This is a genomic window from Streptomyces silvisoli (assembly GCF_029269905.1).
In the GTDB taxonomy this organism is placed as follows: Bacteria; Actinomycetota; Actinomycetes; order Streptomycetales; family Streptomycetaceae; genus Streptantibioticus_A; species Streptantibioticus_A silvisoli_A.
On the sequence record NZ_JARJBC010000007.1, the window covers coordinates 100178 to 117675 of the forward strand.

The following is a 17498-nucleotide window of genomic DNA, read 5'->3' on the forward strand; positions in this document are numbered from 1 at the left end:
CGCTTAAACTGACCAATGGTCGGCGTCCTGATGCGTTATGAAAGGCTCTCCAGGTCCCGCTTGACGGCCTGAAGGAAACGCATGCTTTCGCGCCCGTTGATGACCCGGTGATCGTATGTCAGGCCGAGATTGAAGAAACTCCGCGTCTCGATGGAGCCTTCCGTGGTGCGGTGGAGCTCCTCCTGCATCGAACAGAGCGACAGCACACAGACGTGACCGGGGAATATGATCGGCCGAGCGTCGACCACATCTGTCTCGACGTGGACCGCCAGCGCGATGTTGCCGCCTGTCAAATCGGCTTCGCTGAATCGCCCGCGGAGAGCCTTCACGCGAAACTCCATGAGCATCCCCGAGATCTCCGGTAAAGACTTCTCGGCCGCATCCCTGACTATCGGCAGATAGAGCCCCCGACCCACATCGACGGTGACCCCGACATGGGCTCCCGGCGCGATGGAGAGCGTTGAATCGGCGCGCAGGTCTGCGAAGACCTCAGGGAAGTCCGCACGCTGCCTGGCAATCGCCCTAACAACGAACTCCACGAGTCCCAGGAATTCGCTCGTGCCCTCGGCCACTCGCTGCCGTGCGCGAATCAGGCCATCACCGTAGACCTTGATCACGGTGAACGCGGACGGGATCCCACGGTGTGACTTGGCGACGTTGACGGCTACTGCCCGCTGGCCGGCGGATAGGGCTCGGATCTCTACCCCGTCGACGGAACTCCCCCCCGATAGGTCTCCGCGTTCGACCATGGCCTCGATGTCCGACCGTCGCACGATCCGCTTGCCCAAGCCGCGCACGGACTCCTCGCTGACAACATGACGGGCCATCAGTTCCGCTGCAGGCCTGGTGATGACCACCTCGGGCTCGTGTGCCGAGGCCGCGCGCTCAGAGCCGACGGTGACCGGCTGCCGTGCGTACTCCTCCTCACTCAATAGCGCACCGATCACCTCGCCAGGCGCAATCTGTTGCATCGGCGCGGCGTGGTGGCGCAGCACGCCGCTGTGCGTGGCCCCCAGATCAGTGGTCGCTTTGGAGGTTTCGATCACCGCCACCGCCTCGCCTTCCGACACGCGATGCCCCTCCGGGGCCAACCATTCGACGAGGGTGTAGGAGGCGTCGTTGCTGTTGAGCTTCGGTACCGTGACGTCAGGCACTGACCACTCCCGTCAGTGCGGATCGGATGTCGTCCGCCTGGAGAAGCAGGTGACGCTCCAGGTGGGATGCGGCAGGGATAACTTCGCACTCCGGGTGCAGTAACCGAACCGGTCCCTTCAGCGACTCCCAGAGGGCCGCGTGGATCAGGTGCGCCACCTCGGCGCCCCAGGTGCCCCCCGCCGGCCCGTCCTCCATCACCCAGATCTGACCGGCGTTCCGGAGAAGCGGAACCAGCGACGCAATGTCTATCGGATAGAGCTGCGATGGAACGACCAGCTGGCAGGCCGTCTCCTGCTCGACAAATGCTGACTTGATGGCTGAGAGAGCGCGGTCGGCCACACCTCCCGGAGTGATCAGGAGGTGATCGACCTCCGGAACCCCCAGAGAGATCCTCGCCCAGTTCAGCCCGTCGTCCAGGAAGTCCAGGTCGAATAGCGAGTCACCTGGCTCCCCACCGAAACTGCGGCGGCTGTAGAGGAGCTTGTCCTCGAAGAACATGCACGGCATACCCAGAGCCAGCATTCGCTCGATCACGGTCCGGTTGTCATGGAACGGGGAGAGCTCGAAGAGGGCCAAGTTAGGAATGCCGATGAAATGCTTCTGTAGGCTCTGACTGTGCGTCGGGCCGTATCCGCGGTTGCCGCCGCTTGGGCACCTGATGATGATGGGCATCGGGATGCGCTTGCCGTACATCGTCACCGACTTCGAGGCGAAGTTGAGGATCTGATCGAAACAGAGCGTCGCGAAGTCGGAGAACATGATCTCGACGATGAGTTTGCGGCCCCGTAGGGCCAGCCCCGCCGCCACCCCGACCAGCGCGGCCTCGCTGATCGGAGTGGAGATGACGCGTCCGGGGTGGCGCTCGGAGAGCCCTCTGGACACCTTGAACGCTCCACCGTAGGGGTCCGCCACGTCCTCGCCGAGCAGGAACACGTCATCATCCGCGTCAAAGAGGCCGTGCAAGGCCCGGTTCAGGTCGGAAACCACCCGCTCGGTGCGGTGCTCAGGCATCGGAGGCTCCAAGCAGTGGACGGGTCATAACGTCGCGGACCACCTCAGCCACGAGGGTGCGCCGGTCCGCGTCGATGCGGCGGAACTGTTCGGGGTACTGCTGTCCGTACAGCGCGTACCAGTCGTGTGCGGCCAGTCGGGCGACCGTGAGATTCTCCCGTGTGTCGTCGCCCTTGCTGTGCGGCCCCAGCCGGTATGTCTCGAACTCGATGACCAGCGGCCCCTCGCCGGCCCGCGCCTGTTCGAGTGGCGAGGCCAACTGCTCGCGGATGGCATTGACGTCCAGTCCGGTCACCCGTACGTACCGGATGCCGAAGCCGGCCGCGCGGCCGGCGATGGAGCCAGCCAGTTGGCTATCCGTCGGTGTCGACTGTGCGATGCCGTTGTTCTCCACGACGGTAATGAGTGGGACGCGCCACAGCTGCGCCAGATTGAGTGCCTCGTAGACGCCCCCCTGGCCCCATGTGCCGTCACCGATGAACGCCACCGCCACACCGGGTTCCTCCCTGATCTTCAAGTCGAGGGCGACGCCCACCGCCACGGGCATGAGCTGCCCCTGCACCCCGGTGGACAGGAACCCGGCGCGGAAAAGGTGCTGGCTCCCGCCTGCACCCCCGCAGACTGCTCCCTGACGCCCGGTAATCTCGGCCAGCAACCCGAACGGGTCCTGGTACCTCGCCAGGTAGTGTCCGTGCCCCCGGTGGTTGCTGAAGACGGAGTCCTCCGGCCGCATCAAGGCGCTCAGCGCGACCGGCACGTGCTCCTGTCCCAGGCAGGTGTGGGTAGTCCCGGCTACTCCCCCCTTGGAGAAGAGTTCGAGGAGCTGCCACTCGAAGTGCCTGATGGTTAGCAGGGAGGAGAGATCGGCGTCCGACAGCCTGCTGAGCGCCGAAGTGGCTACGGCCACGTCCTGACTGATTGTCACAGCGCACCGCCTTCCGGCGCCGCGTTGCCAGCGGTCCTCGAGTCGGCTGCAGCTGAAGGCTCCGCCGCCTGCTGCCGAGCAATCGCCCCCAGCGCTCCCCGGTCCACCTTGCCGTTGTGGTTGAGTGGCAAAGTGTCGACTCTCCAGATCCAGCGCGGGATCATGAAGTGCGGGACGACTAGGGCGAGCAACTGCCGGAGCTTCGATCGTGGCACCTCATCTCCCATGTAGTAGGCGGCGAGCTCCGACTTGCCCCCGTGATCAACCAGCACCACCACGGCATGCTCCACAGCTGCGTGCTGCTCCAGGTGCCACTCGATTTCCTGGATCTCCACCCGGTACCCGCGGATCTTCACCTGTTGATCGACCCGTCCGAGGTAGCACAGGTCGCCGCGGGGTGAGCGGGCGACCAGGTCTCCCGTGCGGTACCAGCGGGTGCCAGCAGCCTCGTGGAAGCGGCCCACGTCGTCGCGGGGATCCAAGTAGCCCGGGAACATCTGCGGGCCGCGGACGCAGAGCTCCCCTTCGGTGGCCTGCTGTCCATCGTCTCGGATCAGTTGGTGATCGAGTCCGGTATAGAGCGACCCGATGGGGACGATGCCGTTGACAAAATCGTCCGTCGCCCGCTCCGGCCCCAGGCGATAAGTGCTGCACGCGATCGTCAACTCCGTCGGGCCGTAGAGGTTCTCTACGACCGAGCCACTCGCGGCCCGCTGCCAGTCCGCGGCATCGGTCGCGCGGAGGGGTTCACCGCAGAAGAGGCTCCAACGCAGTGACGGCATGCTTTTCGGTGTCAACTGGCCGCGGCGGCGGACGACCGAGATCGCACTCGGTACGGAGAACCATACGGTCACGCCCTCTCGGCGGAGGAACCCGGGAAGGTCGCCGAACGCCTGAGGCGGTGTCGAGACAAGAGTCGCGCCCGCCCCCCATGCCATGAAGAGATCGAACATGGCCAGATCGAATGTCAGATCGAATGTCTGAGAAAGCGCATCCTGCGGGCCCAGGTCGTAACGGTCGTGATTGATCAGGAGGAAGTGGTCCATGTTCTCGTGCGTGATGGGAACACCCTTAGGACGACCGGTCGAGCCCGAGGTGAAGAGGACGTATGCGACCTCGGAGGACTGAGCCTTGGCGGGACCGGAGCGGGCAGAGTCCTCGTCTGGTCCGATCGCCGCGATGTCGGAGCCGACGAGCAGGTCAGCCTGCGGGATGAGCACGGTCAGTCCCCGATACTGCTCGGCGAGCGACCGCACCATCGACAGACCGCGCCTGTCGCTGATGATCGCGTCGACCCCGGCGTCTCGGACCGTTCGCTGCGTTCGGCCGACCGGGAAGTCGGGGCTGAGCGGGACGGCCATGGCCCCCGCGTAGAGCGCGGCCAAGACGCCGGCATACGCCTCCAAGCTGCGGGATGCGAGCACACCCACGGCCCTTGGGCGCCCCTGGTGCCTGGCGAGGATGCTCCCCGACCAGACCAGAGCTAACCGATGCAGATCGGTGTAACTCCACTCGCTCCCGTTGATCCGCAGCGCGACTCCATCCGGGTTGCGAGCCAGTCCGCGCAGGAACCAATCCTGGAGACTGCGCCGCTCTTGCAAACCTGCTGCTTGCCGGAACTCCTCCGACGCGTTCTTAGCAGTGTTCATCGGTCTCCTGGTAGCGAGGCACCACTTCGTTGGGTGCGGTGGGCGGGCCGGACCCGATCGGACTCCGTCGCAGCTCGGCGAGCAGGCAGGCACGGTCGGTCTTGCCGTGCGGGTTCAGTGGCAGTTCGTCGCGGACAAAGCAGGTGTCCGGCACCTTGCCCGGTCCGATACGGCGGACGAGGCCCTCCAGGACTCGCTGAGACGACGCCGATCCCGTCACCCAGAGGACGGAACCGTGCCCGGGCGAGGGGGGAACGGCGGCCGCCGCGGTCACACCGGGAACGTCCAGGGCCGCCGTCTCGATCTCGCACGTGGACGTTCGCATGCCCTGCTGCTTGAAGATGCCGTCATTCCTGCCGAGCAGGTAGACGTTCCCGACCGGATCGACGTGTCCATGGTCGCCGGTGTACAGGACGACCTCGGCCCCGGGGGCGGAGGTCCGGAAGCGGCTCGCCGTCAGCTGGCCGTCGTTCCAGTAACCCGCCATGACGTGCGGGCCCCGCACCGTGATCTCGCCAGGGTGGCCGGGCGGCAGCGGCCGACCCCGGTCGTCGACGACCTGCACAATCGTGCCGGGAAGGGGCCGTCCGACTGTGCCTGGCAGAGTCAGATCGCCGTCCGGCCCCGCGATCGTCACACGCTTGCATTCAGTCAACCCGTACATCAGAACGATCGCCGCACCGGGGAAGCGGCGCCGCAGCTCGCGCAGTCGGTCGTCCGGCAGCGTCTCACCGGTATTGGTGAAGAGCCGGACGCGGTGGGCCCCGGGTTCGCGTTCAGCGAGCCTGGTAAGCAGCGTCGCAAGGCTGGGGACGAGGGGCACCACGGTGGCGCGGCAGGCGCGTAGCTCGCTCAGCAGGCGGAGCCCCAAGCCACCTCCCCCCGCTAGGACCAGCTCTGCACCTGTCAAGGCGCAGAGCAGGACCTGATAGAGGCCATAGTCGAAGGAGAAGGGAATGCAGCAGAAGACCGTGTCGTCCGCCCGGTAGCCGAGGGCGGCGGCGATCGCCGAGGCGGCGAAAGCCACCTGCGCATGCGGACAGACCACGGCCTTGGGCACGCCGGTGCTGCCCGAGGTGTACATGAGGAGGGCTGGGGCACCGGACCACGGCGCGTGAGCCAGCATCCGGGCGCCGAGGCCTTCGCCGTCGACCGCTCGGACGGGGGCGTCGCCGGGCAGCTCGCACAGCCCGCGGATGTCCACCCGGCAAACGGCGCGAAGCGCTGCGGTCTCGCGGTCCTCAACGATCACCAGCCGCGGCGCACAGTCCCGTAGGACTGCGGTCAGTTGGAAGAGGCGGAGATCAGGACTGATCGGCACTACGATGGCGCCAGCCCGAAGGGCCCCGAAGAAGAGCGCCACCGACAGTCGTGAGTTAGGTAACCTCATGACTACCCGGTCACCCTCCTGCACCCCTGCGACCGACAGCCATGCCGCGAGGGCGAGGCTCCACGCCCGGAGCTGGGAGTACGTCGACGACCGCCCGCCCTCCGTCACCGCGACCGCAGAAGGATGTCGGTCGGCCGCTTCGTCAAGGATGGTGTGCAGGCGCCATGCAGTAGTGGCGCGGTTCGGCACGACAGTCACCAGACAAGTGCCTCCTCGCCCGGCAGGCCGATGCGCGCTAGAAACTTGCACGTCCTACCGAGGATCTCCCGGTGGAAAGTCGACCGGTACGGGTGGTTCAGGACCTCGCCGCGGAGCTCCAGCGGCGTGGGCAGGCCTGCGTCGGCATAAGCCGACGGGTTGTAGAACGACCGGACGCAGGCCGAGATGTAGCGGAAGAGGTAGGCCCCCGCGGCCTCTAACTCGGACGGTGCGGCCTGCTCTCGCGCCTCTTGGAGGAGGGCCGTCATCATCTGGCGGCCGAAGGCGATGTGCCGGGACTCGTCCTGGTGGTGTACGGCGTTGATCCGCCGGGCGATCTCGGGCAGCCTGTCATCCGTCGCCATTCGAGCGTTGAAAACGTCGCACAGCTCCTCGGCGATCAGGATGCGGCCGAAAACGACGACGTCCTGGATCGCCTCATGGCCGGCGGACGCGTGGCTGCTGACGGCCCGCGTCGGATAGACCTTGCCGCCGTAGAGCTCGCAGAAGCGTGCAAAGAACCACATATGCTCGTTCTCTTCATGGATGAAGTCGTGAAAGAACTCCGAGAGCCCGGGGTATCGCGTGGTGTAAATCCGATCGGCGACCTCCCCAATCAGGCCACGGATGAGGTGCACGTTGAGGCTGAAGAAATTCACGGCCTCGGCCTGGGAAAGACGGAGCCGCTCTGGTTCGCTGAGGCGATCCCAGACCGAAGTCCCGTAGCAGGTGGTCAGCTCAGGACTCATCCAGTAGGCGTCGGAGGGCAGGGATTGCGGCCATCGGAATTCCTCGTGGACGTTGTAGCGCTGCTGCCTGGCCAGAGTGCTCAGGCGTCCCGCCACCGCTTCGACGTGTCCCCATGACTTCATTTTGGGCTCTCACCTTCCTGACTGTCGCGTTCGGCTGCAGCCGATGGAGTTGCGGTGGCACCGCTGATCGGCACGCTGCTGATCAGGGGTCGTCATGCCGACACCAGAGAGCCCAAAGCCTTCAGGATAGTGCTCGGGGTCGCGAACGTCTCGGGCGTCAGCAGCGACTGGGGCAACTGGATGGCGAACTCGTCCTCCAACGCGATGATGAGCTCGACTACCTCCATGGAGTCCACTCCGAGCGACACCAGTGAGGCGTCAAGGTCTAACGGTTCGGTCGGGTCCAGCCGCCGACACCTCGGACGGAAGGCGGATTCGAACCGCTGCAGCAGTGTCGTCATTTCCTGGTCCATAACTTTCGGTCGCTGGAATAGCGGGTCGGGTACAGCACGCGGGCATAGGCCGGTGGATCGGCTCTACTCACCAGGCTGTGGCAGAGGCCGGCTCGTTCGACCAGATACTGATGGGGCCGCACCGCACCACCGTGCCTCGCGCAAGACGAGGATCAAGTTGGCTGAGGTGATCACAGTGAGAGGGGGACCAACCTGCAGTCGAGCATGGTGATTCGCGGAGGTGGGGCGCTCGGCATCCGGTATTAGCGCACCGGTCGCCTCGTCCTAGCCACTTCGCCGACCGGGAACGGCAGGAAGTGACCTTGGCGGACGCTACCAAGGTCACGGGAATGCTACCCTCGGTGTGGTTTCCAGCAGAACGACGAGGCACCCAGCTGGTGGTGCAGCAAGCGGGGCAATCACGCAGGCACCACCCTCTGACCCGCAGTGACCCTGTTCCGTTGCTTGCGATGCGAATGCACAGGATCGCACACCGGCGAAATGTCCAAGTCAGGGTGCGCGCTACCGGCCTGACGCGGCGTCGGTCGTGTCCGCTGGTCCATTGGGCTCGCTTTGACGTAACCATGCCTTTGCCGCGGGTGCGGCCTCTCCTCTCTCCGGCGGAGGGAACAGTGCTCCCAGTCTGGCGGTGAGGTGTTGGTCCACTCTGACCGCGAGTGCACCGATCGACCGGTCGAGTTGTGCCACCGTCCGCGGGCCGATGACGGGTGCGGTGACTCCTGGTTGGCGCAGCAGCCAGCTCAGCGCTATATCGGCCGGGTGATAACCGCCTTCAGAGCAGAGCCGCTCGTACGCCTCGATCTCCTCAGCGCGCTTGGCTAGTTCGGCCGTGGAACGCCCAGTGGTCGACCGCCCAACGGCACCGTCACGTTGCTTGCGGAGCGAACCGGACAGCAAGCCGCCATGCAGAGGTGACCAGGGCAGTATGCCGATACCGTGTGCGATAGCGGACGGGATCACGTCTAGCTCCACCTGCCTGGTCGCTAGGTTGTACACGCACTGCTCGGAGACTAGGCCGAAGAAGTGCCGCCTGTCCGCGGCGGCCTGGGCTGCCGCGAGGTGCCAGCCGGCGAAGTTGGACGAGCCGACGTAACGGACCTTGCCTTGGAGGACTAGGACCTCCATCGCCTGCCAGACTTCTTCCCACGGCGTCGATCGGTCGATGTGGTGCATCTGGTAGAGATCGATCCAGTCGGTACCCAGCCGCCGCAGGGAAGCATTGCACGCCTGGATGACGTGCCGGGCCGACAGACCCCGGTCGTTCGGCCAATCGCTGTGCTTGCCGTACACCTTGGTCGCGAGGACAACCCTGTCACGACGCGCTCCGCCCTGAGCGAACCACCTTCCGATGATCCGTTCGGTGCCACCCCGACCGCTCCTGCTGCCGTACACGTCGGCAGTGTCGAAGAAGTTGATGCCATTGTCCAAGGCATGGTCCATGATGGCGTGGCTGTCCTGCTCGGCCGTCCGCGACCCGAAGTTCATCGTGCCGAGACATAGGCGGCTCACCTTGAGTCCGCTGCGGCCGAGGTTCGTGTAGTCCATCGTTCCTGCCTGAACTCGAGTGGACGCTAACTAAAGGTCCTGACGCGCAATCAGGTTCTAGGTAATTGCGGTAATTGCCAATGCGGCGTCGTCTTGCATTCCGGGCCCCTGATGAACCGGCCCAAGTCGGTTCGGCCGCGATGGGGGCCGAGTCCGCACAGCACCCTTGCCGATGGACATCGCCGTGTGCCACTGGCCCCTAGACTGCCATCAGATTGTACTCGCCTCACGCCTGCAACCAGGCGATTTTTTGCTCGCGGTGGAACCTATCATAGGTCAGCGAGTTCTTCCGGTGGCAGCCAGCTCGGGTATATCAGGGGTATATCGAGTCTTGACCTGAGTGCTTCGAGACAGTTAGATACTCGGCCAGCAAGTGCAGACGGCGGGATGCAGGAGACACTGCACGATGCAAGGGGGAGGATGTCAATCTTTGACAACGAGGGAAAATTACTCATCGCGCTCAGTCGGCAACTGCTAGACAGGACGTCCGAGGATACGGCACGCATGCTCCTCGCCGATGGCACAGCATCAATCGATTGGCCTCATTTCCTTGACCAGGCTATCCAGCATCGCGTGGCTCCACTTGTTTCGAGCAGCTTAGACAGGCTGGCGGCGGAGGATCGGCCGCTTAGAGTCGACCGCGGGATGGGCTCCACGCTCAGAGCATTCTACCTGTTCCATCTGGAGCGCAATCGGGCCGCGATGGCCGAACTCTACGAAATTCTTGATGCCGCGGAAGTCGCATCTCTTGACATCGTGCTGCGTAAAGGTGCACATTTGGCGCAGGAAGTTTACATGAATTCAGGGCTGCGCCCGATCGGAGATCTTGACTTGCTCGTGCCCGGTGAGCAAGCGTCGACCCTGGTTGCACTGCTGGAGGACCGCGGCTACCAGCAAGGAGTGCTTGAGGGGCGTGAGGTCCGTAGGCTGAGCCGCCGGGAAGCCCTGTTCTGGCGGCTCTACGGCAGCGACGTGCCGAAGCTGAACAAGCTCACCGACAATCCCTACCTGCCAGTGATAGACATCGACGTCAACATCTCCCTGGTGCTGCCCGGAAAGAGCGGGGAGGTACCCGTTTCAGATCTAATGGAGCGTTCGGTCGTGCGCGAGGTCGGCGGTCGCCCCCAGCGGTTCCTGTCGCCGGTGGACTGTGCGCTAGATCTATGTCTCCATATCTACAAGAATTCCACTGCACTGCGATTCATGAACCTTCGCAAGCACCGTCGGCTGCTCAAATACGTGGATGTCGTCGAGTACCTTCGGACCCGTGGCGGCAAGTTTCCATGGGGGAATTTCGTTGAACGGGCCCGAGAGTACTGTATAGTCCTGCCGGTCTTCTACGCGTTGGCACACGTCGAGCTTCTCTTCCCCGGTGAGATCCCACCGGAGGTCCTCACTGAATTCGGTCGCTCCTGTGCAGACGTCGACACATTCCTCAATCAATACGGGCAGTGGGATGGGCCGGAGCCGCTGATATGGACACGGCCATTCGGACAGCGGTTCTTTAGTCGACAGGCTGATGAGGCGATCCCCCACTCTAAGTCATTGGTCTGACTGGGTTTCCGGTCTGAGCGGGCCGGTCGAACGCGAGAGAGAAGGGCGTGCGGATGCGCGGACTTGCTGGCAAGACGGCCATTGTCACCGGCGGCGCTCAGGGGATCGGACAGGCGACTGTCGGCCGGCTCGTGGCCGAAGGCGTCGCCGTGACGATTGCCGATACCAACGAGGCATTCGGTGAAGCAACGGCCGCAGAGGTGCGTTCGACGAACGCCCGGGCCTGGTACAGCAAGACTGATGTCGCCGATGAGGAGTCGGTCGCCCGCACGGTCCAGGGCACGGCGGAGCGCTTCGGCGGCATCGACTTCCTGGTGAACTGCGCGGCGGTCTTCATCATGCGTGGCATCGAAGCCACCGTCGAGGAGTGGCGCACGATCATGGACGTCAACGTCATGGGGCAGGCGCTGTGCGTCAAGCACGTGGTGCCGTATCTCAAGGCGGCAGGTGGCGGCGCGATCGTAAACGTAGCCTCCATCTCCGGGCACATCGCGCAGCCCGGCTACTTGACGTATAACGCCACCAAGGCGGCAGTCGTCAACATGACCAGGTGCATGGCACTGGATTTGGCGGACGCCGGAATCCGCGTGAACGCCGTCAATCCCGGAACCGTGTGGAACAAGAACAACGAGCGCTACCACCAGGAAGTGCTCGGCCTGGACCGGGCGCAGGCCGACAAGCACCCCGACATCGGCGGCCGGCACATGCTGCGGCGCACGGCCGATCCCGAGGAGATCGCATCGACCATCGCCTTTCTCCTGTCATCGGAAGCCAGCTACGTCACCGGAGAGAACCTCATGGTCGACGGCGGATACACGGCGATTTGACCATGTTTGACCTCCATACCCATCACGAGCGATGCGGACACGCCCGCGGGACGATGCGCGACTACGTCGAGTCCGCGATCACGCAGGGCCTACACACGATCGGCCTCTCCGACCACTCCCCGTTCTTCGGCGAGGCTGCTGATCACGCACTGCCGGGCGTGGCCATGCCGAAGAGCACGTTCGCCGCCTACATCGCTGAGGCGATGGCACTGCGTGAGGAGTACTGGGGCCGGATCAACGTGCTAGTCGGCGTGGAGTCGGACTACTTCCCCGAACACGCCGAGCTGTACCGGAACGTGTACGCACGCTACGACTTGGACTACCTCATTGGTTCTGTGCATGTGCTGGACGGAGTCGACTTATTCCGGAAGGAACGCTGGGAGCAAGCCGACCACGCCGACCTCAAAGCGGCACGCGAGCAGTACTGCAACCTCGTGGCGCAGTCCGCCGAGGCGGGAATGTTCGACGTCCTAGGCCACATCGACGTCATCAAGGCGGCCTGTCCGGAGATCGCCAGCATCGCCACTCCCGCGGTGGACCGGATGCTTCGGGCGATCGCGGATGCCGACACCGTCATCGAGGTCAACACCTCGGGCAAGACTAAAGACTGCGGCGGCTGGTATCCATCGGGCGACATCCTGGAGCGCGCCCGCAAGTACGGCGTCAAGCTCACCTTCGGCTCGGACGCACATGATCCAGAACGGGTCGGTGACGAGCACGAGAACGTGCGCGACGAGCTGCGCAGGCTGGGTTTTCGCGAATGGTATGTGTTCGAACGCCGCCGACGAATCAGGATGCCACTGTAGGTGATAGGTGCTATGGAAAGCGAAATTCGACGCTTTATCGACGACGGATACGTCATCGTGCGCGGCATCTTCTCCGAGGAGGAACTGGCCCCGCTGCGCGCCGCGCTGGCGAGAGTCCGGCAGAAGGTGGATGACCGGCCTCACGCTTACGAGACGCGGTTCACGACCGACGATGGCACCACGGTGGACACCTGGGGCGTCAACCACGTGTTCTCACCGGAACTTTATGAGGGCGAGTTCAGCAGGGTCTTCGAGCGGCCCGACGTAATGGACCTCGCGCGCGCCCTGCTCGGCGAGCGCCTTCGGTTCTGGGGCGGTCATGCGCTGTGGGCGCCTCGTTCGGTGAGGTACGAGCTGAACTGGCACCGCGATTTCGGGGACTACGACTTCTTCCAGCCGAACGGCGAGAGCACGCACGTTCAGTTCAACGTCTGCCTGCTCGCCGACGCATGCTTCCGAGTGATCCCCGGATCACACCGCAGGCCCTTGACCGCTCAGGAGGCCCAGCAGCAGGCTGCAAGGGGCACGGACGCACTGCCCGGTGAGGTCGTAGCCCGGTGCGAGCCCGGTGACGTGCTCTTCATGAACGCGCACACGCTGCACCGGGGCTCCTGCGAAGTCGGCACGCTTCGGCAGACCCTGCACCTGTCACTGCAGCCGTTCGACGAACCCACCGGTGGCCACACCTCCTGGCGGTTCATGCGCGCAGACGGCTACCTGGACATGCTGTCCCCGGCTGTGCAGGACCTCATGCGCAACTCGATCGCGTGGGACGACGCGCATCCGCTGTCACTGGCGGAGTCACTGCGCCGGACGCGGGCAGCCCGGGAGATCAAGAAGCATCGTGCAACAAGCTGACAGGCCATCATCGGAAGTGTCAGTCCTAGCCGAACGACTTCTGCTGACCTGCCCTGTCGTCCTGGAAGGGGAATTTTGATGAACAACCATGGCGCCACCGGCGCCCAGGTCCGGGTAGCTTTGGCAGGCGTCGGCTCGGTCTCATCCAGCCTGGTGCAGGCCGTCGAACTGGCCAGCGAGCGGGCGGGCGCATTGCCCGGAATCATGCACGCTGAGATCGGCGGCTACAGGCTCTCCGACCTTGAGTTCGTTGCCGCCTTCGATGTGGACAGCAACAAGGTTGGCGCAGACCTCAGCAAGGCGATCTCCATCTCTCCGACCGTCGCCGTGGCACACGTCGACGTCGCGCCGATGGCGCTGGCCGTTCAGTGCGGGCTGCTTCTCGACGGTCTCGATGGCCATCTTTCCGGCCTCATCCAGCCGCACCCGGACTGCGCTGGCGTCACCATCGAGCAGGTCAGCGCGCAGTTGGTCGAGGTGGCGGCGGACGTGCTGGTCTGCCTGCTGCCCGCCGGCTCCACCGCCGCGGTGCAGGCCTATGCGGGAGCGGCCGCGCTGGCCGGGGTCGGGTTCGTGAACGCCACGCCCGAACCGGTCGCAAACGATCCCGAGCTGGTGCGACTGTTCGAGGAGAACGGTGCGGCGCTGCTCGGTGACGACCTGCGCAGCCACCTTGGTGCCACGACCCTCCACACCGCCCTCATCGAACTGCTCAGGACGCGCAGCCTTACCATCACCAACACCTACCAGATCAACATCGGTGGAAACACCGACTTTCTGAACCTGTCCGATGCCCGACGGGCCGCGGGCAAGGTGCGCACGAAGCGTAGCGCCCTCCAGGCCGCTGGGATCGACGCAAGCCATGTCTCGGCCGGCCCCAACGGCTACGTCGAGTACCTAGGCGACACCAAAACGTGCTTCCTGCGCCTCGAGGCGACCTCGGTGCTCGGTTCACCGCTGGTGATGGACGTCCGGCTGCAGGTGGAGGACAGCCCCAACGCGGCCGGGGTGCTCGCCAACGCGGTCCGTGTCGCCAAGGTAGCTCGGGACTTGTCGATGGCCGGTGTGGTTGACGCGGTGTGCCCCTTCCTGTTCAAGAACCCACGGACCGGAGCGACGGAGTCGACCGGTCTCCGGATGTTCACCGACTTCGTCCGCACCGCAGCGGCTCGAGACTGAGGCGGCCGGCCCTTGTCACCGTGTTGGACAGACGTACCTGGGACGGCGCTGCGCTATGCAGCCTTCGACCTGGACGGGACACTCCTCGACCAGACGGGGAGACTGCTGAAGGGCGTCGCCGACGGCGTGCGCCGGCTGCGGGAACGCGGCATCGTGCCGATCGTCGTAAGCGGACGGTCGTACGAAAGCTTCCGCCAGTTGGCTTTCTCCGACCACTTCCTCGCGCTCTGGGACGATCACGTGCTGCTCGATGACGGCGACGTGATCCTCGACCGGCGCTCCGGTGCCCTCGACTGTCGAGTGGTCATGCCCGCCGACACCGCACCCAGGCTGATGGCACAGGGGTACGAGGACTTCGTCCTGGAATGGCAGGGCAAGCACTATGCCACGGGCAGGCGTGCCGCACTCGCCTTCGGCATGGCCTATGAACTCCCGCGATCCAGCATCGAATTGTCCTTACCGCTCTTGACGGACTGTCAGCCAACTCGAATCGTGGTGGTCGGGGCGGGTGCGGAACTCGCTAGTACCTCGGACGGCTTCGGCGTCGAGGTCGCCCCGATCCGCCGTTTCGGAGCCGCCGTACTGCGCCCGCTACACGGCGGCAAGCTGAAGGGCTTGACTGCCCATCTGGCGCGGCGCTTTAACGCGCAGGACCTGTCCGGGGTGATCGCTTTCGGCGATGGCGACAACGACGCGCTGCTGCTTTCCCGTTGCGCGGTCGGAGTGGCCGTGGCGGACTGCGCACCGGCAGCGGCAGCGAGTGCTTCCATCCTGCTCGACGGACCACTCGCCGACTTCCTGGCTGTACTGGAACCGGGCCGACTTGCCCTGCGCTGCGACGGAGATGCGGTATGACGGACACCTTAGCGCTGATGGGCGGAGACCCGGTGCTCGCCGCCCCTCCAGAGTACCGCTGGCCGATCGTGACCGAGCAGGATATCAAGCTCGTGACCGAGATGCTCGGCCGTGCGGAGATTGCCTACGTCGGCCAGGAGGGCCAGGTCCGCGACCTGGAGGAGCGCTTTTGTGACTACCTCGGGGTATCGCACGCACTCGCCGTGAACAGCGGGACCAATGCCCTGCACTCGGCATACTTCGGCATCGAGCTGAGGCCCGGTGACGAGGTCCTCGCACCCACCTACACCTTCATGTCCACGGTAACGCCGCTGTTCGCTGTGAATGCGGTCCCGGTGCTCATCGACGCCGACGAGTGGACGGGCAACCTCGACCCGTCGCTGCTCGAAGCGCACATCACTCCGCGCACCAGGGCGATCGTTGTGACTCATATGAACGGCTTCCCGGTTGACATGGCCGCGGTCGTGCGCGTCGCCCGCAAGCACGATCTCAAACTGGTGGAGGACTGCTCGCTCGCCCACGGCGCAGTCTCCAACGGGCAGCAGGTGGGCACGTTCGGCGATGCCGCAGCCTTCAGCCTTCAGTCCAACAAGCATGTCACTGCGGGCACTGGGGGAATCCTGGTCACCAACGACGCGCGCGTCCACGAGCGAGCCGTGCTCCTTGGACACTTCCTGGACCGGTCGCGCAGCGACGTGCGCAGCGTGGAGTACCTGCCCTTCGTGCCGACCGGATTCGGGTTCAACAATCGCATCCACCCGGTGGGGGCAGCACTCGCGGTGGCGAGCCTGGGGCGGCTCGATGAGGTGATCGCCCAGCGATGCCGAAACGCCGAGCAGCTCGACGCACTGCTCGCCGGCATCGACGGGGTTCAGCCACCGGTACGCGAGGCGCACGTGGATCGCCCCTCGCCCTACGGCTACCAGCCGCTTTACCACCCGGAGGAGCTCGACGGACTGCCGATCGAGCTGTTCGTGCGCGCGGCCGCCGCCGAGGGCGTGCCGGTGGCGCGGGCGAAGACCCCGCCGCTACATCGGATGCCCGCGTTCCAGCGGAGAGACACCGGCCTCGGCACGTACGGCCACTTCGGATTTCAGGGCGTGGAGTACCGCGTGTACCGCGACGGAGAGTTACCTAGGAGCGAGGCCTACGTATCGCGGGTGCTCCGTTTCCCCGCCTACCCGCAGGACGAGTACTCGGCCCAGGAGTTGTTCGTGGCGGCGCTGAAGAAAGTCGGCAGGAACGCTGGTGCGCTAGTGCGGTGGGCCCGTCGCGAGGGGTTGGCCTGATGCGCCACCGGATACAGGAGAGGGTGCAGGCATGCGCTGGGTGCTGACCGACGATCCGCTCGTGCCCGGGGTTCTGGCACACCATTACGGGCTGGTGGCCGCGTCCGTCGCGCGGCTCGACCGGGAGAGCGTAAACGGCACCTTCCGCGCCCGGACAGCGATCGGTGACGTTGTGGTCAAGCGCCTCGGCCGTCCCGGCACGCCCGAATGGCTGGACTACCAGGCCGGGGCCATCGATGCGCTGCACAGCCACGGTTTTCCGGTAGAGCCGTTAATGAGATCCGTGGACGGCCGTGGCACGGCGATCGCGGAGGGGCAGCAATGGCAGGTGTCCCGCTTCGTGGAGAGCCGCCCCTTCCAGCCGGGTAGTGAGGCAGATGCCGACGCAGCCGCGAGCTGCCTCGATGCCTTGCATGAGTTATCGCCTCGGACGGCGGAGGACCCTCCGGCCAGCCCGGTCCAGGACGTCGAGCCCTGGTTGTGGGCTGAAGACGCGGACATGGCGGAGCTGGTCCGGACGGTTGGCGAGGTCGCCCCCCATGCTGCACCGGAGATCTGCCGCACCTATCAGGCGGTGTGGGCGGACGCCCGGGAGGACCTGTCCGCTGAGGAGTACTTCGCGCTCCCGCGGCGGATCACTCATGGCGAGTTCGTCAGCTCGAACGTCCTCTTCGATGGCGGCGGCGTGGCCTGCGTGGTCGACTGGGACGCAGTGCAGATTAGGCCGCGGGTGTCCGACGTGGCGCGCGGCAGCCTGTTCTTCGCCCGCCGAGCGCGCGGTGCGATCGAGGTCTACCAGGATCTGGTCCCGAGGTTCATCGAGGGCGCCACCAAGTCGGCGGCGATGATACCGGCGGAGATCGCCGCAGTGATTCCATTCCTTGAGCTGTACTTCCTGCCTTCCTGCAGCTATCTGCGGGCATTGGCAGAGCACGACCGGCTGATGCTGGACTGGTATCTGGGCTGGAGTTCGTCGAGCGCGGCGCGGGTCCGCCCCCTGCTGACGCCGATCCTGGCCGTTAGGTGATGGCC

16 protein-coding genes are annotated in these 17498 nt (G+C 65.2%); 8 read left to right on the forward strand and 8 right to left on the reverse strand.

Annotated features, from left to right (window positions below; translation table 11 throughout):
• Positions 1 to 35: 35 nt before the first annotated feature.
• The 8 genes from P3G67_RS13720 to P3G67_RS13755 all read right to left on the reverse strand — a co-directional run bounded on the left by P3G67_RS13720 (position 36) and on the right by P3G67_RS13755 (position 9098).
• Positions 36 to 1154 (reverse strand): 2-oxo acid dehydrogenase subunit E2, encoded by a 1119-nt coding sequence (locus P3G67_RS13720; protein WP_276093720.1) that lies wholly within the window; start codon positions 1152 to 1154, stop codon positions 36 to 38.
• Positions 1147 to 2166 (reverse strand): alpha-ketoacid dehydrogenase subunit beta, encoded by a 1020-nt coding sequence (locus P3G67_RS13725; RefSeq protein ID WP_276093721.1) that lies wholly within the window; start codon positions 2164 to 2166, stop codon positions 1147 to 1149. The genes P3G67_RS13720 and P3G67_RS13725 overlap by 8 nt, the downstream gene beginning before the upstream one ends.
• On the reverse strand, positions 2159 to 3091 hold the full coding sequence (locus P3G67_RS13730) for a thiamine pyrophosphate-dependent dehydrogenase E1 component subunit alpha (RefSeq protein ID WP_276093722.1): 933 nt from the start codon (positions 3089 to 3091) through the stop codon (positions 2159 to 2161). The genes P3G67_RS13725 and P3G67_RS13730 overlap by 8 nt, the downstream gene beginning before the upstream one ends.
• Positions 3088 to 4740 (reverse strand): AMP-binding protein, encoded by a 1653-nt coding sequence (locus P3G67_RS13735; RefSeq protein ID WP_276093723.1) that lies wholly within the window; start codon positions 4738 to 4740, stop codon positions 3088 to 3090. The genes P3G67_RS13730 and P3G67_RS13735 overlap by 4 nt, the downstream gene beginning before the upstream one ends.
• Positions 4727 to 6328, reverse strand: coding sequence for a class I adenylate-forming enzyme family protein (locus P3G67_RS13740; protein WP_276093724.1), 1602 nt, complete (start codon positions 6326 to 6328; stop codon positions 4727 to 4729). The genes P3G67_RS13735 and P3G67_RS13740 overlap by 14 nt, the downstream gene beginning before the upstream one ends.
• A complete protein-coding gene (locus P3G67_RS13745) occupies positions 6325 to 7200 on the reverse strand; it encodes a diiron oxygenase (protein ID WP_276093725.1) in 876 nt (291 codons plus the stop codon). The genes P3G67_RS13740 and P3G67_RS13745 overlap by 4 nt, the downstream gene beginning before the upstream one ends.
• A gap of 92 nt (positions 7201 to 7292) precedes the next feature.
• A complete protein-coding gene (locus tag P3G67_RS13750) occupies positions 7293 to 7541 on the reverse strand; it encodes a phosphopantetheine-binding protein (RefSeq protein WP_276093726.1) in 249 nt (82 codons plus the stop codon).
• A 513-nt stretch (positions 7542 to 8054) separates the two neighbouring features.
• The gene (locus tag P3G67_RS13755; protein ID WP_276093727.1) at positions 8055 to 9098 is read right to left on the reverse strand and encodes an aldo/keto reductase; all 1044 of its coding nucleotides are present in this window, start codon (positions 9096 to 9098) and stop codon (positions 8055 to 8057) included.
• 420 nt (positions 9099 to 9518) lie between these two features.
• Here P3G67_RS13755 and P3G67_RS13760 point away from each other — a divergent pair, with 420 nt between their 5' ends.
• From P3G67_RS13760 to P3G67_RS13795, 8 genes are all read left to right on the forward strand, one after another.
• Complete coding sequence (locus tag P3G67_RS13760; RefSeq protein ID WP_276093728.1) at positions 9519 to 10652, forward strand: nucleotidyltransferase domain-containing protein; 1134 nt, start codon at positions 9519 to 9521, stop codon at positions 10650 to 10652.
• Between the two features lie 53 nt (positions 10653 to 10705).
• Positions 10706 to 11479, forward strand: a complete 774-nt coding sequence (locus P3G67_RS13765; protein ID WP_276093729.1) for an SDR family NAD(P)-dependent oxidoreductase — start codon at positions 10706 to 10708, stop codon at positions 11477 to 11479.
• Between the two features lie 2 nt (positions 11480 to 11481).
• Entirely contained in the window at positions 11482 to 12285 is an 804-nt protein-coding gene (locus P3G67_RS13770; protein ID WP_276093730.1) for a histidinol-phosphatase, read from the forward strand.
• Positions 12286 to 12297: 12 nt separating this feature from the next.
• Positions 12298 to 13143 (forward strand): phytanoyl-CoA dioxygenase family protein, encoded by an 846-nt coding sequence (locus P3G67_RS13775; RefSeq protein WP_276093731.1) that lies wholly within the window; start codon positions 12298 to 12300, stop codon positions 13141 to 13143.
• Positions 13144 to 13221: 78 nt separating this feature from the next.
• Positions 13222 to 14322 (forward strand): inositol-3-phosphate synthase, encoded by a 1101-nt coding sequence (locus P3G67_RS13780; protein WP_276093732.1) that lies wholly within the window; start codon positions 13222 to 13224, stop codon positions 14320 to 14322.
• A 12-nt stretch (positions 14323 to 14334) separates the two neighbouring features.
• On the forward strand, positions 14335 to 15177 hold the full coding sequence (locus tag P3G67_RS13785; RefSeq protein WP_276093733.1) for an HAD family hydrolase: 843 nt from the start codon (positions 14335 to 14337) through the stop codon (positions 15175 to 15177).
• Between the two features lie 17 nt (positions 15178 to 15194).
• Positions 15195 to 16466 (forward strand): DegT/DnrJ/EryC1/StrS family aminotransferase, encoded by a 1272-nt coding sequence (locus P3G67_RS13790; protein WP_276093734.1) that lies wholly within the window; start codon positions 15195 to 15197, stop codon positions 16464 to 16466.
• Positions 16467 to 16497: 31 nt separating this feature from the next.
• Positions 16498 to 17493, forward strand: a complete 996-nt coding sequence (locus P3G67_RS13795; RefSeq protein WP_276093735.1) for a phosphotransferase enzyme family protein — start codon at positions 16498 to 16500, stop codon at positions 17491 to 17493.
• Positions 17494 to 17498: the final 5 nt, after the last annotated feature.

Coding starts and splice junctions, on each gene's coding strand:
- P3G67_RS13725 (WP_276093721.1), bottom strand. CDS start 2,166: ATGCCTGAGCACCGCACCGAGCGGGTGGTTTCCGACCTGAACCGGGCC.
- P3G67_RS13735 (WP_276093723.1), bottom strand. CDS start 4,740: ATGAACACTGCTAAGAACGCGTCGGAGGAGTTCCGGCAAGCAGCAGGT.
- P3G67_RS13745 (WP_276093725.1), bottom strand. CDS start 7,200: ATGAAGTCATGGGGACACGTCGAAGCGGTGGCGGGACGCCTGAGCACT.
- P3G67_RS13750 (WP_276093726.1), bottom strand. CDS start 7,541: ATGACGACACTGCTGCAGCGGTTCGAATCCGCCTTCCGTCCGAGGTGT.
- P3G67_RS13755 (WP_276093727.1), bottom strand. CDS start 9,098: ATGGACTACACGAACCTCGGCCGCAGCGGACTCAAGGTGAGCCGCCTA.
- P3G67_RS13760 (WP_276093728.1), top strand. CDS start 9,519: ATGTCAATCTTTGACAACGAGGGAAAATTACTCATCGCGCTCAGTCGG.
- P3G67_RS13765 (WP_276093729.1), top strand. CDS start 10,706: ATGCGCGGACTTGCTGGCAAGACGGCCATTGTCACCGGCGGCGCTCAG.
- P3G67_RS13770 (WP_276093730.1), top strand. CDS start 11,482: ATGTTTGACCTCCATACCCATCACGAGCGATGCGGACACGCCCGCGGG.
- P3G67_RS13775 (WP_276093731.1), top strand. CDS start 12,298: ATGGAAAGCGAAATTCGACGCTTTATCGACGACGGATACGTCATCGTG.
- P3G67_RS13780 (WP_276093732.1), top strand. CDS start 13,222: ATGAACAACCATGGCGCCACCGGCGCCCAGGTCCGGGTAGCTTTGGCA.
- P3G67_RS13790 (WP_276093734.1), top strand. CDS start 15,195: ATGGGCGGAGACCCGGTGCTCGCCGCCCCTCCAGAGTACCGCTGGCCG.
- P3G67_RS13795 (WP_276093735.1), top strand. CDS start 16,498: ATGCGCTGGGTGCTGACCGACGATCCGCTCGTGCCCGGGGTTCTGGCA.